This window comes from Streptomyces sp. NBC_00820 (genome assembly GCF_036347055.1).
Lineage (GTDB): Bacteria > Actinomycetota > Actinomycetes > Streptomycetales > Streptomycetaceae > Streptomyces.
The window spans coordinates 6,437,684-6,451,576 of record NZ_CP108882.1; the positions used below are offsets into that span (position 1 = coordinate 6,437,684).

Below are 13,893 nucleotides of genomic sequence, written 5' to 3' on the forward strand. Positions count from 1 at the left end.
ACTTTCTGGGAGAACACTCTCACACCATGGAATCGGGAAACCGCTTCGGAGACCTGGAACTCGACGACCCCAAGGCCATGCGGGCCCTCGCCCACCCCGTGCGGCTCGCCGTCCTGGAACGGCTTCAGCGGTACGGCCCCGCCACCGCCACCCAGCTGTCCCCGCACGTCGGCGCCACCCCGTCCGTCACCAGCTGGCACCTGCGCCACCTCGCGGGCTTCGGGCTGGTGCGGGACGCGGAGGCGGCGGCGGACCGGCGGGAGCGGCGCTGGGAGGCGGTGGCGCGCGGTTTCCGCTTCGAGCCGCCGGACGACGAGGACGGGCGGGCGGCGGCCCGGGCGCTGTCCGGCGAGATGTTCGCGCGCACCGCCGGACTTCCGCTGCGCTGGCTGACCGAGACCGAGCCCCACCTGGAACCCGAGTGGCTCCGGGCGATGAACGCGGCCAACACGCGGATCGTCGTGACGGCGGAGGAACTCGCGGGGCTGCGCGAGGCGATGGAGGAACTCCTCGCGCCGTACGTCACTCGCGACCGCGTCGAGCGTCCTGAGGGCAGCCGGGGCGTGCGCATGCTGCTGTACGCACTCCCCGAAGGACCCGAAGGACCCGAAGGACCCGAAGGACCCGAAGGACCGGACGGGGAGGCGGGGGCGTGACGTCCCGCCTGTGGCGGGACCGGCGCTTCCGGAGCCTCTGGGCGGCCCAGACCGTCTCGCAAATGGGCGACCGAATAAGCGAGTTGGCCATACCCCTGCTGGCGGTGGGCGCGCTGCACGCCTCCGCCGTCCAGGTGTCCTGGCTCACCGCGCTGGTCTGGACCCCGAACCTGCTCGCCGTCCTCCTGGGCGCCTGGGCCGACCGCCGGGCGAGCAAACGCGCTCTCATAGTCGCCGCCGACCTGGCGCGTGCCGCGCTGCTGCTGACCGTGCCGGCCGCCGCGCTCCTCGGCGTCCTCACGCTCGGCCAGCTCTGCACCGTGGCCCTGCTGACCGGCCTGGCGGGCGTGGTGTTCGGCACCGCCTACCCCGCCTTCTTCGCCCGCCTCGTGCCGCCGGCGTCGTACGTCGACGCCAACAGCAAGCTCAGCGCCAGCCGTTCGTTCTCCTTCGTGGCCGGTCCCGCGCTCGGCGGCGTCCTCGTACAGCTGCTGACCGCACCGTTCGCCCTGGTCGCCGACGCGCTGTCGTTCCTCGCCTCGGCCCTCCTGCTGAGGCCGGTACGCGTCGCGGAACCCCCCACGGCTTCCGCCGCGCCGCCCAGGCTGCTGCGCGGCGCCCGCGAGGGCCTCTCCTTCGTGCTGAGCCACCCGCTGCTGCGGGCCGCACTCGGCAGCGCCACCACCGTCAACTTCTTCACCTTCCTCACCGGCACCGGCCTGCTGGTGCTGTTCGCCGAGCGGGATCTGGGCCTGGCACCCGGCGCCATCGGGCTCACCTTCGGGGTCGGGGCGGTCGGCGGTGTCCTCGGCGCGGTGACGGCCCCCGCCGTCTCCCGGCTCATCGGCGTAGGCCGCGGCGTCGCCGTGGGCGCCGTCCTGTTCCCGGCGCCGTACGCCCTCGTCTGGGCCGCGTCGGGTCCGCTGTGGGTGCGTGCCGCCGTGCTGGCGGCGGCGGAGTTCCTCTCCTCCGTCGGTGTCATGCTCTACGACGTCAACCTCAACTCCCTGATGGCCTCCGTCACTCCCGATCACCTGCGCGGCCGCGTCGCCGGCGCCTTCTCCACCGTCAACTACGGCGTGCGGCCCTTCGGCGCGCTGGCCGGTGGCGCCCTCGCCACCCTGCTCGGCCTCCGCCCCACGATCACCGTCGCCGCCGCCGGGGGTGCCCTGTCCGTGCTGTGGGTCCTGTTCTCCCCGATCGCGCGCACCCGCACCCTCGACCGGGCCGAGGGTACGGGGACGCCCCTTTCCTCGTCCGGGAGGGAGGCCAGGCCGCCGGAGAGCCTCAAGGAGGAGGCCTGACGGGAAGCGCGGCCACGCCAGGGGAGTCCAGGCCCCCCGACGGAGCCGTCACGGCCTGTCCGGGGCACTCCGGCGCCGGGTCATTCCGGCGCCGGGTCACTCCGACTCCGGTCCCTCGGTCTCCGGGCCACTCCGCCTCCCGGGCGAACGTCTGCGAGAACACGAACGAGAACTCCGCCGGTTCGGCGCTCAGGCGGTACCGGGGGAGTGGGCCGGGGCCGCAGGACTGTGAGCCGAGGCCGTGCTGGGCGTGGTCGAGGTTGATCCATACGGTGTCGCCCGGGGTGAGGTCGGTGCGATGCGCCGCCGCGTCCAGCCGCTCGGTGGTCCAGCGGCGGGCGGTGAGGAAGAACACGCGGTCGCCCTCGACGCGCAGGCCACCGAGCTCCGACCAGCGGACGCCGGCCCGGGCGCCGTTCTCCTGCGGACGGACGTACGGCGTCTGCAGGTCGTCCACGGTCGACTCCCAGAGGCCGACCGCGGACGCCGTCGCGCTGTCCGGGTACGCCTCGCCCGGTCCGCCGCCGTACCAGCGCACATGGTCGGCGGCGGACAGCCCGAAGCGGATGCCGAGCCGGGGCAGGGGCGCCTGCCAGTCGCCCTCCGGCACGACGGACACCGTCAGCCGCAGACGATGTCCGTCCGACGTCCAGCGGTACACGGTCGACAGCCCGATCTCGCCGGCGGCCGGGGCCACCCGGGTGCGGACCGTCACCGCGTCCCCCGTCTGCTCCACGGCGTCCAGGCGGTGCCGCATCCGGTGCAGGCCCAGCGTGCGCCACAGCGGCCCGTAGCGGGTGCCGGTCTGCCAGGCGGCGCCGTCGTCGTTGTCGGTGGTGGCCCGCCACACGTCCAGGCGCAGGCCGGTCACCGCCACGTCGCCGATCGCCCGCAGCGCGCCGGTGCGGGCGTCGAAGGACGCCGGGCCCAGGGCGATCAGCCCGTCGCCGGGTACGGGCCCGGCCGTCGCCGCGACCGACGGCGCCCGCCGCGTGGACACCGCGAACTGGCCCCACGCGACGACGTGGTCCCTCGGCGCCCACGGGGTGTCGGCGACGAGCAGCGCCCGTACCGTCCAGTGCGCCTCGCCCGCCGGGGCGTCGGCCGGCGGATCGGGCAGCTTCACCTCGGCCGACGCGCCGGGCGCGAGGGCGGGGACCGGCAGGGCGCCCGTGCCGACGGTCTCGCCGTCCACCTGGTACGACCACGTGAACGCGAGCGAGGACAGGTCGGCGAAGTCGTACTTGTTGGTGACGCGGACCGTGCCGCCGGTGCCGCCCACAGGCTCCCGGCCGCTTTCGGGCAGGCGGGACTCCCCGCTCTCGATCGCGACCGGCTCGATCACCTTCTTGTACTCGACCAGACCGGGGGACGGCCGCCGGTCCGGGAACAGCAGGCCGTCGCAGACGAAGTTGCCGTCGTGCAGCTCCTCGCCGAAGTCGCCCCCGTAGGCGTAGCCGTACCGCTCGTCCTCGATGCCGTGGTCGATCCACTCCCAGACGAAACCGCCCTGGAGCCGCTCGTGCGCCTCGAAGAGGCTCTGGTAGTCCGCGAGTCCGCCGGGGCCGTTGCCCATGGCGTGGGCGTACTCGCAGAGGACGAAGGGGAGTCCGCGCCTCTTCCGCGGGCCGCCGTCCAGGCCGCGGCCGATGCGTCCGACCTCGGCGTGACCGGCGTACATGCGTGAATACAGGTCCGTGTCACGGCAGTCGACGTCACCCTCGTAGTGGACGAGCCGCGCCGGGTCGCGGCCGTGGATCCACTCGGCCATGGCGGTCAGCCCGCGCCCGGTGCCCGCCTCGTTGCCGAGGGACCAGATCACGACCGAGGGGTGGTTCTTGTCCCGCTCGACCATCCGGGCGGCGCGGTCGAGCAGGGCCGGGGTCCAGCGGTCGTCGTCGACGGGGTTGCCGCGCCAGGCCTGTTCGGTGAAGCCGTGCGTCTCCAGGTCGCACTCGTCGACGACCCACAGGCCCAACTCGTCGCAGAGGTCCAGGAACGCGGGGTGCGGCGGATAGTGGGAGGTGCGGACGGCGTTGATGTTGTGCTGTTTCATCAGCAGCACGTCCTCGCGCATGGTCGCGAGGTCCAGCGCGCGCCCCCGCCGCGGATGCCACTCGTGCCGGTTGACGCCCTTGAAGAGCACCGCCTTGCCGTTGACCCTGATCAGGCCGTCCGACAGTTCCACCGTGCGAAAGCCGATGCGCAGCGGCACCCGCTCGCCCGCGGTGGCCAGCACCCCGTCGTACAGCCTCGGCGTCTCGGCCGACCACGGCTCGGCCGGCACGGTCACCGCCTCGCCGGTGGCTATGTCGAGGCCGAGTCCGGGCACGGTCACCCGGCCGTCCACGTCGGAGTCGACGCGCAGGGTGCCGGTACCGCCGAGGTGGTCGTAGGAGGCGTGCACGAAGAAGTCCCGGGCACTGCCCGCCGGGCGGTGCAGCAGGGTGACGTCACGGAAGATGCCGGGCAGCCACCACTGGTCCTGATCCTCCAGGTACGAGCCCGCCGACCACTGGTGGACACGGACCGCCAGCACATTGCCCCCCGCCCGCAGCAGGGGGCCGACCGCGAACTCGTGCGGCAGCCTGGAGCCCTTGAACTCGCCGAGTAGCGTGCCGTTCAGCCACACACGGGCACAGGACTCCACGCCGTCGAAGCGCAGCACCGCCGCCCCGCCGTCCGGCCAGTCGGCGGGCAGGTCGAAGACGCGCAGATGGTCGCCGGTCGGATTCTCGGTCGGCACCCGGGGCGGGTCGACCGGGAACGGGTACCGGTGGTTCGTGTACACCGGGGAGCCGTGCCCCTGGAGGACCCAGTGGCCGGGTACCGACACCCGCGCCCAGCCGCCGGCGTCGTACCCCTCCCGCGCGAAGGAGTCGTCCTCCGCGTCGGCCGTTGTCGACAGTCTGAACCGCCAACTGCCGTTCAGTGAGAGGGACGTGGCGTCCGAGGGCGCGTACCAGGACCGGGGTGGGAGGCATCCGCTGCCCGGGGAGACGTCCTCGACGTAGTCGGTGCTGGTGCGCAAAGCCATCGGCCTCCTGGCTCGGCCCTGGACAGCGGGGCTCCTTCAGGGACGCGGCCGCCCGGGCCGTGTGTCGATGGTGACCGCAGTCGCCCTCGGGACGCAACAGCGGCGATCCGAGGGCGACTTCACGCCAGTCGCCTCAGTCGCCGAGGACGTCCCGCACGAAGGCGTTGCTGAACTTGCCCGCGGGATCGAGGGCTTCGGTCAGGGCCCGGAAGTCGGCCAGGCGCGCGTACCGGCGCCGGAGCACGGCCGCCGGCACACAGAACACCTTGCCCCAGTGCGGGCGCGGCTCGAAGGCGTCGAGCGCCTCCTCGACCCGGCGTACCACCGGCAGGACGGCCGCGGTGTCCTCGACCCAGGTGAAGTGCAGGGCCACCGAGTCACGGGCGTGGGCCGGGCTGAGCCACTGCCGGTCGGCGGCGACCGTACGCACCTCGCAGGTCAGCAGAACACCGGCGACCGCCGAGCGGATGGCGTCGAGCGCGTGCAGGGCGTCGACGGCGGACGCTCGCGGCAGCAGGTACTCCGACTGCAGCTCAGCTCCGCTGCTCGGCGTGAACTCCGCCCGGAAATGCGGCAGTCGCTCGTGCCACGGACCCGGCACCCCGAACTGCTCGGTGCAGTGCACCGCCGGCATCCCCGGAACCGGGTGCAGCGCCTCCGTCGCGGGTGCGGCCCACGGGAATTCCACGGTCGCCCGGTCGGTGCGCCGCTTCACCCACACCTGCCGGAACCCCGGCTCCCGCCAGTCGGTGAACAGGCTCACGCTGTACGCCGACGACGCCACCGCCGCGTAGTCCAGCCCGGCGAGGGGCAGTTCGGTGAACACATGCTGCTCGACCTCGTACGACGGCTCCAGATCGAGCGTGAGCGCGGTGACCACGCCGAGCGCGCCGAGCGAGGTCACGGCTCCGTCGAAGCGGGCGTCCTCCCGGGCGATCGTCACCGGCGTACCGTCCGAGGTGACCAGTTCCACCTCCCGCACCGCCGCCGCGAGGGGCCCGTTGGCGACCCCGGAGCCGTGGGTGCCCGTCGCCACCGACCCCGCCACCGAGATGTGCGGCAGCGACGCCATGTTGGGCAGCGCGAGCCCGCGCGCGTGGACGGCGCGGGCGAGTTCCGCGTACCGGACACCGCCCGCGACGCGCACCGTGCGTGCCGCGGTGTCCACGTCGGTCTCCGGCGGAAGGCCGGCGAGCGACAGCAGCACCCCCTCGCCGCCGGGGTCCGCGATGCGGTTGAACGAGTGGCCGCTGCCCAGCACCCGCACCTTCGCACTGCCGGCCACCAGGGTCCTGAGCGCGTCCAGCGTGTCCGGACGGTGGAACTCCGCCGCCGTGTACGTGATGTTCCGCGCCCAGTTGGTGACCGCCCGCGTCGACTGTGTCATCCCTGCCGTCCCTCTGCCGGAGTGCGTGTGCGTTGACCCTCTCATCCGCCGCGACCTACGGTGGAAGGCGGTTGCTGTCCGCGTGTGACCGAGCCGGAAGGCACTTCCTTGCCCGAGCGTCCCCAGGCCCTCTTCGCCCTGACAGCCCGGAACGTGCCGCACCTCTTCCCGCCGGAGCTGCTCGCCCGGCTGCGCGCGTACGTGGACATCGACCCCGCTCTGGTGGCGCACGACTTCACCGACCCCCGGGTCCGGCGGGTCCTGGCCCGCACCGAGGTCCTCGTCACGGGCTGGGGCTGCCCCCGCCTCGACGCGGCCGCGCTGGAGGCCGCCCCGCGACTGCGCGCGGTGCTGCACGCGGCGGGCTCGGTCAAGGGGTTCACCACCCCGGAGGTGTGGCGGCGCGGCATCGTCGTCTCCTCGGCCGCCGAGGCCAACGCCCTGCCCGTGGCCGAGTACGCCCTCGCCATGATCCTGCTCGCCGGCAAGGACGTCCTCGCCCGGCGCGACCTGCTCCGCACCCGCCGCACCTTCCGTGACGGCGACGGCGACGGCGACATCGACCCCGGCACCGGAAACCACGGCATCGGCAACCACGGCCGCCGCGTCGGCGTCATCGGCGCCTCCCGCGTCGGCCGCCGGCTGATCCACCTCCTGCGCCCCTTCGACGTGCGCGTCAGCCTCACCGACCCCTACGTCGACCCGACCGAAGCCGCCCGCCTCGGCGTCCCCCTGCTGCCCCTGGACGACCTGCTGCGCACCTCCGACATCGTCACCCTGCACGCCCCGGACACCGCCGAGGCCCGGCATCTTCTCGGCGCCCGGGAACTGGCCCTGATGCCCACCGGATCGGTGCTCGTGAACACCGCGCGCGGCGCCCTCGTCGACCACGACGCCCTGACCGGGGAACTGCGCGCCGGACGCCTGAGCGCCGTCCTCGACGTGACGGACCCCGAACCCCTGCCCCCGGATTCCCCCCTCTTCGACCTCCCCAACGCCGTCATCACCCCGCACGTCGCCGGATCCCAGGGCAACGAACTCGCCCGCCTGGGCCTGACTGTCGTACAGGAGGCCGAACGGCTGGTGTCCGGCAGCGCTCTGGCGCACGCGGTCGACCCCGCCGTGCTGGAACACTCCGCGTGACGGACGCCCGCGTGCACCCGACACAAGGCCACGTGCGCCCGACGGAAGCCCGTGTGCGCCGACGGGCGGCGGGGCCGGATCCCAGGGGGCCGGCGCGGGCCCGCGGCCCCTCGCCTCAGCGCCCCGCCCGTACGGACGGGCCGGTGGCGGGGCGGGTCCCCGTGTAGCTGGTGAGCAGCATGTCCCGGTGGCCCGGGAGGCCGTCGTCCCGCGGCAGTACAGGCGTCACGTCGTGCAGCACGCGCGCGTCGTCGGCGTACAGGCTGTCGAGCCGGGCGGTGTACGTGCGCCGGACGAGCAGGGAGCCGCCCGGGTCGTAGACCTCGCTGGCGCCGCCGACGACGTTCTCACGGTCCATGTGGTGCAGGGCGATGTAGTCGAATCCGTCCCGGTGTCTGCCTTCGGGGGAGGGCAGGGTCGCGGTTCCTCCCGAGGTGACGACACGGATGACGTGGACCTCGACCGACCAGACCTCGGGTACGGTCCGCGCGCATCTGCCGAAGATCTCGGCATTCGCGCGCACGAGACCGCGCAGGAACCGGTTCTCCGCCTGGTCGTCGAGGAGCGGCGCGAAGTGCCGGACCATGCCTCCGGTGAGCGGGTTCGCCTCCTTCGACTGGAGGTAGCCGCCGGCCGTGTCCCGGGTCAGCGCGCCGGTCCGGGTGTCGAGCAGGAAGCGGGCGTGTCTGCGGCGGCGGTACACGGCGCCGTCCGGCAGATACCGGTCCGTGGGCAGCTCCCGCCATGCTCGCGCGAAGTCGGCCAGGGACCTGGCGTGTGCGCTGTCGAGCCGGAACCGGCTTCCACCGACGAAGTGGAATCCCCGCGCCCCGATCTGGTGAGCGACGTCGGCCGTCACCTCTATACCCGGCACCGTCAACTCTGCGGCTCCTGCGGTGTTCCGGGACCTGCCGCCGCCGGTGGCCCGGGTGGCTTGTCCGGGGCGTCGGCCCCGGGACCGGGTGTCGTCGGACGGGGGATCGTGGTGCCCGTGAACGACGTCTCCGAGAAGTAGAGTTCGGTGATCGTGGGATGCCAGGCGAGATGGTCGAGGTGGTACTTCCGGAGCGCCGGGCTGAGCCGGAACATCTGGCCCACGTAGTCGGCCCACGCCTGCCGGTCGGCCTCGGTGATGCCCTCGCGCCGGTGCCAGATCCATTCGAAGACGTCCAGCATGAGTTCGGCGACCGCCTGGACGCGGTTGGAGTTCGGATCGCCCTCGGTCAGCTCTTTGCCGTCGTAGAAGTACGGGCGCACCTCCGGGTGTTCCACGAACACCCGGTTGACCTCCATGAACAGGTCCGTCCCCGCGTGGTACGAGGTGGTCTCGTGCGTCTTCGCCGACACGCGGGTCGCCATCCAGGCGGCGATCACCGAAACGAGGACCGCCACAAATGAAATCGCGTCCGAGGCGTCCACTGTCTCCGACTCCCCCTGGCCGTTTCGGTCGGCGGCCGGCACCGGGCGGGCCGCCGAACATCTCATGCCTCGTCAGAATGTCAATGATCACGGGAGCGCACAAGACCGGTTCCGTCGCCCGGGACGCGCCAGGCGCCGTGAGCCGGGCGGGACTTCGGGACAGTCCTCAGTACCGCCACCGGGTGGCGCGGACCACTTCTTCCGGGGACTGTCCGTCGAAGAGCGCGGCCTCCGCCCGTCGTACCGCGAGCACCGCCTCGAACAGACCGTCTCCCATGGCCCGGCGCAGCGTCCGGGACGCCTCGTAGTGCCCGATGGCCTCCGGCAGCGTCGACGGCAGCCTCCGTACCCCCCCTTCCGCGAGGGTCTCGGCGGAGGCGGTGGCGGGATCGGAGGTGAACTCGGGCGGCAGCCGCAGCCCCGCACCGACACCAGCCAGCCCGGCAGCGATCACGGATCCGACCACCAGATAGGGGTTCGCGGCCAGGTCGAAGCACTTGACCTCCGCGTTGGCCGCGGTGCCGCGCTGGTGCGGCATGCCCGTGACGAACCGGACCGCCGCCTCCCGGTTCTCCCAGCCCCAGCACTGGTAGGCGCCCGCCCACCGGGAAGGGGCCAGCCGCAGATAACTGGCGGGCGTGGGGCAGCCGATGGCCGTGAGCGCGGGCAGCGCCTCGAGGATTCCGGCGAGGAAGGCCTCTCCGGTCCGGGTCATGCCGCGGGGGCCTTCGCCGCCCTGGAGGAGGTTACGGCCGTCCGCCCAGACGCTGAGGTGCAGATGGCCGCCGTTTCCCGTGCCCGCGAGGTCGGTCAGCGGGGCGAAGGAGGGGCGCAGCCCGTGCCGCAGGGAGGCCGCCCGCACCGTGTGCCGGACGAGGACCGCGCTGTCGGCCGCGCCGAGCGGGTCCTCCGCTGCGGTGGACACCTCGAACTGCCCGGCCGCGTACTCGGGATGGATCTGCAGGACGTCGATGTCCTGCGCGGTGAGCGCGTCGCAGACCGCCAGCAGATAGGCGTCCGCCTCCAGGAGCCGTGTCATGCCGTAAGCGGGTGCGCCGCCGGGGTCCGGCGCCTGCCCGAGGGCCGCGCCTTCGCCGGACCGCGGACGCTCGGGGGCCACCGTCCACTCCGTCTCGAAGCCCATACGGATGCCGAGCCCGGCATCCGTGGCCTGCCGCGTCTGGCGCGCGGCGAAGGACCGCTGGCAGCCCGGGTGCACGGTGCCGTCCTGGGTGTGCCGGTCGGCCGGTGCCCAGGCCCAACCGGGCTGCGCGGCCAGCGGGGTGAGCCGGTCCAGGTCGGGCATCAGCCGGAGGTCTCCGACGGGGCCGCTCCGCGACGGGGATTCGGCGTGGGAGTCGTCCACCAGGAAGGTGTCGAAGACCGGGGCCATCCCGATGCCCCACTCCGCCGCCTCGGGCAGGCGGTGCAGGGGCACGCCCTTGACCCGGCTGATGCCCGCGTTGTCGACCCAGCTCACCGCGACGGCGCGGACCCCTTGTCCGGACAGCTTCTCCACGGCCTGTTGCGCCTGCGTCGCGTCGAAGCGTTCAGCTGCCATGGCGTCTCCTCCGCCTCCTGCCCCGGTCGGGCGGGACCTGCCCATGCTGGGCCATCGGTGGCCGGAGCGGAAGATCGCCGGTGCGGTCCGCCGGGTTCCTGCCGCACGGCCGTGTGCGGCAAGCCCGCGCCGGGGGCTTTCGGCGCCGGGTGACCGCGTCGCCCCATACGGCACGGCGCGCGCCACGAGGGGACCCGGTACGAGCGTCGTCCCGCACGGCACAGCGCGCGCCACGAGGGGACCCGGTACGGCGGACACCCGCTCGGGGGCATACCGTGAGGACTCGAACGCCGAGCCGGGAGGAGAGACGGGATGGGCAGCCGCACCGCGCTGGTCGAGGATCTGATGGAGCGTTTCCCGCATGTGCCGCGGGAAGCCGTCTTCAAGGAGGATCTGCTCCGGGGCGGCGTCGCGTTCGACCCGTCCGCGCTCAGTGACAACGAGAACGGCGAGGTCAAGCCGAAGTCGTACTTCATCTTCTCCTTCGACCACGGCACCCTGCCCGAGCTGGGCGAGGCCGCGCTGCGCCGGCCGCCGGAGGAGATCATCCTCACCGGCGGCCCGTACGGCCTGCGCCGTACGGTGGTCTCCGTTCGGGTGAATCCCGCCTCGCCGTACCGGGTCGCCGCCGACGACGAGGGGCAGCTCGGCCTCTACCTCGACGGCAAGCGGATCGCCGACGTCGGCGTGCCGCCCATGCCGGAGTACTACCGGCACACCCTGTCCAACGGGAAGTCCGTCATGGAGGTCGCCCCCACCATCCAGTGGGGCTACCTGATCTACCTGACCGTCTTCCGGGTCTGCCAGTACTTCGGCGCCAAGGAGGAGTGCCAGTACTGCGACATCAACCACAACTGGCGCCAGCACAAGGCGGCGGGGCGGCCCTACACCGGGGTGAAGGACGTCGAGGAGGTCCTCGAAGCCCTGGAGATCATCGACCGGTACGACACCCAGAAGGCGTCCACCGCCTACACGCTGACCGGCGGCGCGATCACCAAGACGGTCGCGGGCCGGGACGAGGCCGACTTCTACGGCCACTACGCCAAGGCCATCGAGGAGCGTTTCCCGGGCCGCTGGATCGGCAAGGTCGTCGCGCAGGCGCTGCCGAAGGCGGACGTGCAGCGGTTCAAGGACTACGGCGTGCAGATCTACCACCCCAACTTCGAGGTGTGGGACCGCCGGCTGTTCGAGCTGTACTGCCCCGGCAAGGAGCGCTACGTCGGCCGCGACGAGTGGCACAAGCGGATCCTCGACTCGGCGGAGATCTTCGGCGCCCGCAACGTCATCCCCAACTTCGTCGCGGGCGTGGAGATGGCCGAGCCGTTCGGCTTCACCACCGTCGACGAGGCCATCGCCTCCACCACGGAGGGCCTGCGCTTCTTCATGTCGCAGGGCATCACGCCCCGCTTCACCACCTGGTGCCCCGAGCCCACCACCCCGCTGGGCAAGGCCAACCCCCAGGGCGCGCCGCTGGAGTACCACATCCGGCTGCTGGAGGCCTACCGCGCCACCATGGACGAGTTCGGCCTGACCTCGCCGCCCGGCTACGGCGAACCCGGCCCCGGACGCGCGGTGTTCTCGGTCAGCTCCTTCATGGACAGCCTGCCCGCGGTGGAGCCGGTGGAGGCCTGAACCCCGCTCGGTCGGCGGCGCGTTGAACGCGTGAGCGCCCGTATCCGTACTCCACGGCGGAGTTGTGGGTCCGGGGCGGGCGCCATCACGCCGTGCGACGGCCGGGTCACTGGATTCGGATGAGTCGCTTGTCAGTTGTGTCGAGGGCGTGAAAGGCTCCTTCTCTCCGCGAGGTTTCCTTCAACTCCATCTCGTCTCTCGTGAGTTGACCTCGCTCGTGGATGCAGGAGTCTCATGCCCGACCTGCCGACCCCCCAGGACGCCACCGAGGCCACGCTGTTCTCCGAGTGCTGGGACGCGGTCCTCTCGTACGCCGATCTGTGCACCGCCGGTTCCCAGAAGGCGCCCCAGCTGGCGAACGAGGCGTTCACGCTCGGCATGCGGGAGCTGCGCGCCGCGGGAGCGCCCGGGCACGGCACGGTACGGCCGGCCGCCCGGCTGCCGGTGATCGCGGAGCTACTCACCGCCGTACGCGACACCGCCGCCGCCTGGGAGACCGGTGGCCAGGGCCACCGGCTCGACCCCGAACTGCGGCTCTGGCTCAACTCCGGCAACGCGGCCCGCTACGCCGGCCCGCCCCTGCAGCGCCCGGTCGCGCTGCGCGGCCTGCGGGACATGCAGGACACGGACGCCTCGCTGCTGTGGCTCGCCGAGGTGGAGGCGCTGCCGCTGCCCACCGTCGCCCGCCGCCTCGGCCTGGACACCGGGACCGTCGCCGACGAACTCGACCAGGTCCGCGTGCTGTTCAGGGACCGCTGCCACCGCGCCCACCTCGACAGCCCGATGGACGCGCAGTGCCGCAGCTACGCCCGCCTGCTGGACGCGGTCACCCGCTCGCCCTCCGCCGACACCCCCGAGGACCTGTCCCGCCACCTCGCCACCTGCGTGCGGTGTGCCGAGGCCGCCGCCTGTCTGCGCCTGCACGGAGGCGCCCTGCCCGCCGCCCTGGCCGGCGGTGTCATCGGCTGGGGCGGCCTCGCCTACCTGGAACGCCGGCGCCGCGCCACCGAGGTCCGCCTCGGCGTGGGCCGGCCGAGCGCGGCCGGCACCGGCGACCTGGAGGAGGGCACCGGCCGCAGCCGCGTCCTGCGCAACGGCCTGCTCGCCGCCGCGGTCCTGCTGTCCGCCCTGGCGCTCGGCGTGTCACTGATGCCGTTCGGCGACTCCACCGGCGGCAGCGCGGCCGCCCACGACGACCGTCAGCCGGTCGCCGACCCCGCCGGCTCCCGCACCGCCCGCGAGCCGGCCCCCTCGTCGGCGCCCTCCGCCGCCGCGTCGGAACACACCGCCCCGGTCACCGACTCCCCGTCCGCGACCGCGGCCAGGAGCGGCACCCGCCGCAGGAGCCTTGCCCCCTCACCCCCGGGTACCTCCCAGGCCACCCCCGCCGCCCCGCGCACGACGCCGCCCGCCACCACCACCTGCGAGGTCGCCTACGACGTCGTCGACCAGTGGGCCGACGGCTTCCAGGCCACCGTCACCTTCACCGCCGGCACCGCCCTCACCGACTGGCACGTCGACTGGACCTACCGGGACGGCCAGCGGGTCAGCCAGATGTGGGACGCGCGCGCCCACCAGAACGGCTCCCACGTCACCGCCTCCGCCACCGGCTACAACAAGGACGTCACCGCGCACTCCCCGGTCACCTTCGGCTTCGTCGGCTCCTCACAGGGCGAGAACCCGGCCCCGTCCGCCTTCACCCTCAACGGGGCTCCCTGCGCCGCGGGCTGACACCCCGTACACGGGGGCGGCGC

General features: G+C 73.2%; 10 protein-coding genes. 5 read left to right on the top strand and 5 right to left on the bottom strand.

The features are described 5' to 3' along the window. Positions 1 to 26: 26 nt before the first annotated feature. Both OIB37_RS28845 and OIB37_RS28850 read left to right on the top strand, forming a co-directional pair. Positions 27 to 656 (top strand): ArsR/SmtB family transcription factor, encoded by a 630-nt coding sequence (locus OIB37_RS28845; protein WP_330460538.1) that lies wholly within the window; start codon positions 27 to 29, stop codon positions 654 to 656. Then, positions 653 to 1,960: an MFS transporter gene (locus tag OIB37_RS28850; RefSeq protein ID WP_330460539.1), complete on the top strand. Its 1,308-nt coding sequence runs from the start codon at positions 653 to 655 to the stop codon at positions 1,958 to 1,960. The genes OIB37_RS28845 and OIB37_RS28850 overlap by 4 nt, the downstream gene beginning before the upstream one ends. Here OIB37_RS28850 and OIB37_RS28855 read toward each other — a convergent pair. Continuing rightward, complete coding sequence (locus tag OIB37_RS28855) at positions 1,944 to 4,997, bottom strand: glycoside hydrolase family 2 TIM barrel-domain containing protein (protein WP_330460540.1); 3,054 nt, start codon at positions 4,995 to 4,997, stop codon at positions 1,944 to 1,946. The two genes, OIB37_RS28850 and OIB37_RS28855, sit on opposite strands and share 17 nt — an antisense overlap. Before the next feature lie 133 nt (positions 4,998 to 5,130). After that, on the bottom strand, positions 5,131 to 6,384 hold the full coding sequence (locus OIB37_RS28860) for a D-arabinono-1,4-lactone oxidase (protein ID WP_330460541.1): 1,254 nt from the start codon (positions 6,382 to 6,384) through the stop codon (positions 5,131 to 5,133). A gap of 108 nt (positions 6,385 to 6,492) precedes the next feature. Between OIB37_RS28860 and OIB37_RS28865 the strand changes: the two genes are divergently transcribed. Continuing rightward, positions 6,493 to 7,527, top strand: a complete 1,035-nt coding sequence (locus OIB37_RS28865) for a hydroxyacid dehydrogenase (RefSeq protein ID WP_330460542.1) — start codon at positions 6,493 to 6,495, stop codon at positions 7,525 to 7,527. A gap of 115 nt (positions 7,528 to 7,642) precedes the next feature. On the opposite strand, the gene OIB37_RS28870 is transcribed toward OIB37_RS28865, so the two are convergent. The 3 genes from OIB37_RS28870 to OIB37_RS28880 form a co-directional block, all read right to left on the bottom strand. Further along, a complete protein-coding gene (locus OIB37_RS28870) occupies positions 7,643 to 8,401 on the bottom strand; it encodes a 2OG-Fe dioxygenase family protein (protein ID WP_330461999.1) in 759 nt (252 codons plus the stop codon). Between the two features lie 2 nt (positions 8,402 to 8,403). Beyond that, on the bottom strand, positions 8,404 to 8,919 hold the full coding sequence (locus OIB37_RS28875; protein ID WP_330460543.1) for a hypothetical protein: 516 nt from the start codon (positions 8,917 to 8,919) through the stop codon (positions 8,404 to 8,406). Positions 8,920 to 9,112: 193 nt separating this feature from the next. Then, the gene (locus OIB37_RS28880) at positions 9,113 to 10,507 is read right to left on the bottom strand and encodes a glutamine synthetase family protein (RefSeq protein ID WP_330460544.1); all 1,395 of its coding nucleotides are present in this window, start codon (positions 10,505 to 10,507) and stop codon (positions 9,113 to 9,115) included. Between the two features lie 312 nt (positions 10,508 to 10,819). Here OIB37_RS28880 and OIB37_RS28885 point away from each other — a divergent pair, with 312 nt between their 5' ends. Continuing rightward, positions 10,820 to 12,139, top strand: coding sequence for a radical SAM protein (locus tag OIB37_RS28885; protein WP_330460545.1), 1,320 nt, complete (start codon positions 10,820 to 10,822; stop codon positions 12,137 to 12,139). A gap of 234 nt (positions 12,140 to 12,373) precedes the next feature. Then, entirely contained in the window at positions 12,374 to 13,870 is a 1,497-nt protein-coding gene (locus OIB37_RS28890; RefSeq protein ID WP_330460546.1) for a cellulose-binding domain-containing protein, read from the top strand. The last annotated feature ends 23 nt before the right edge of the window (positions 13,871 to 13,893 follow it).

Bases quoted from the DNA above. Each gene is read 5' to 3' on its own strand.
- OIB37_RS28845 (WP_330460538.1), top strand. From the start codon at position 27: ATGGAATCGGGAAACCGCTTCGGAGACCTGGAACTCGACGACCCCAAG.
- OIB37_RS28885 (WP_330460545.1), top strand. From the start codon at position 10,820: ATGGGCAGCCGCACCGCGCTGGTCGAGGATCTGATGGAGCGTTTCCCG.
- OIB37_RS28880 (WP_330460544.1), bottom strand. From the start codon at position 10,507: ATGGCAGCTGAACGCTTCGACGCGACGCAGGCGCAACAGGCCGTGGAG.
- OIB37_RS28855 (WP_330460540.1), bottom strand. From the start codon at position 4,997: ATGGCTTTGCGCACCAGCACCGACTACGTCGAGGACGTCTCCCCGGGC.
- OIB37_RS28860 (WP_330460541.1), bottom strand. From the start codon at position 6,384: ATGACACAGTCGACGCGGGCGGTCACCAACTGGGCGCGGAACATCACG.
- OIB37_RS28890 (WP_330460546.1), top strand. From the start codon at position 12,374: ATGCCCGACCTGCCGACCCCCCAGGACGCCACCGAGGCCACGCTGTTC.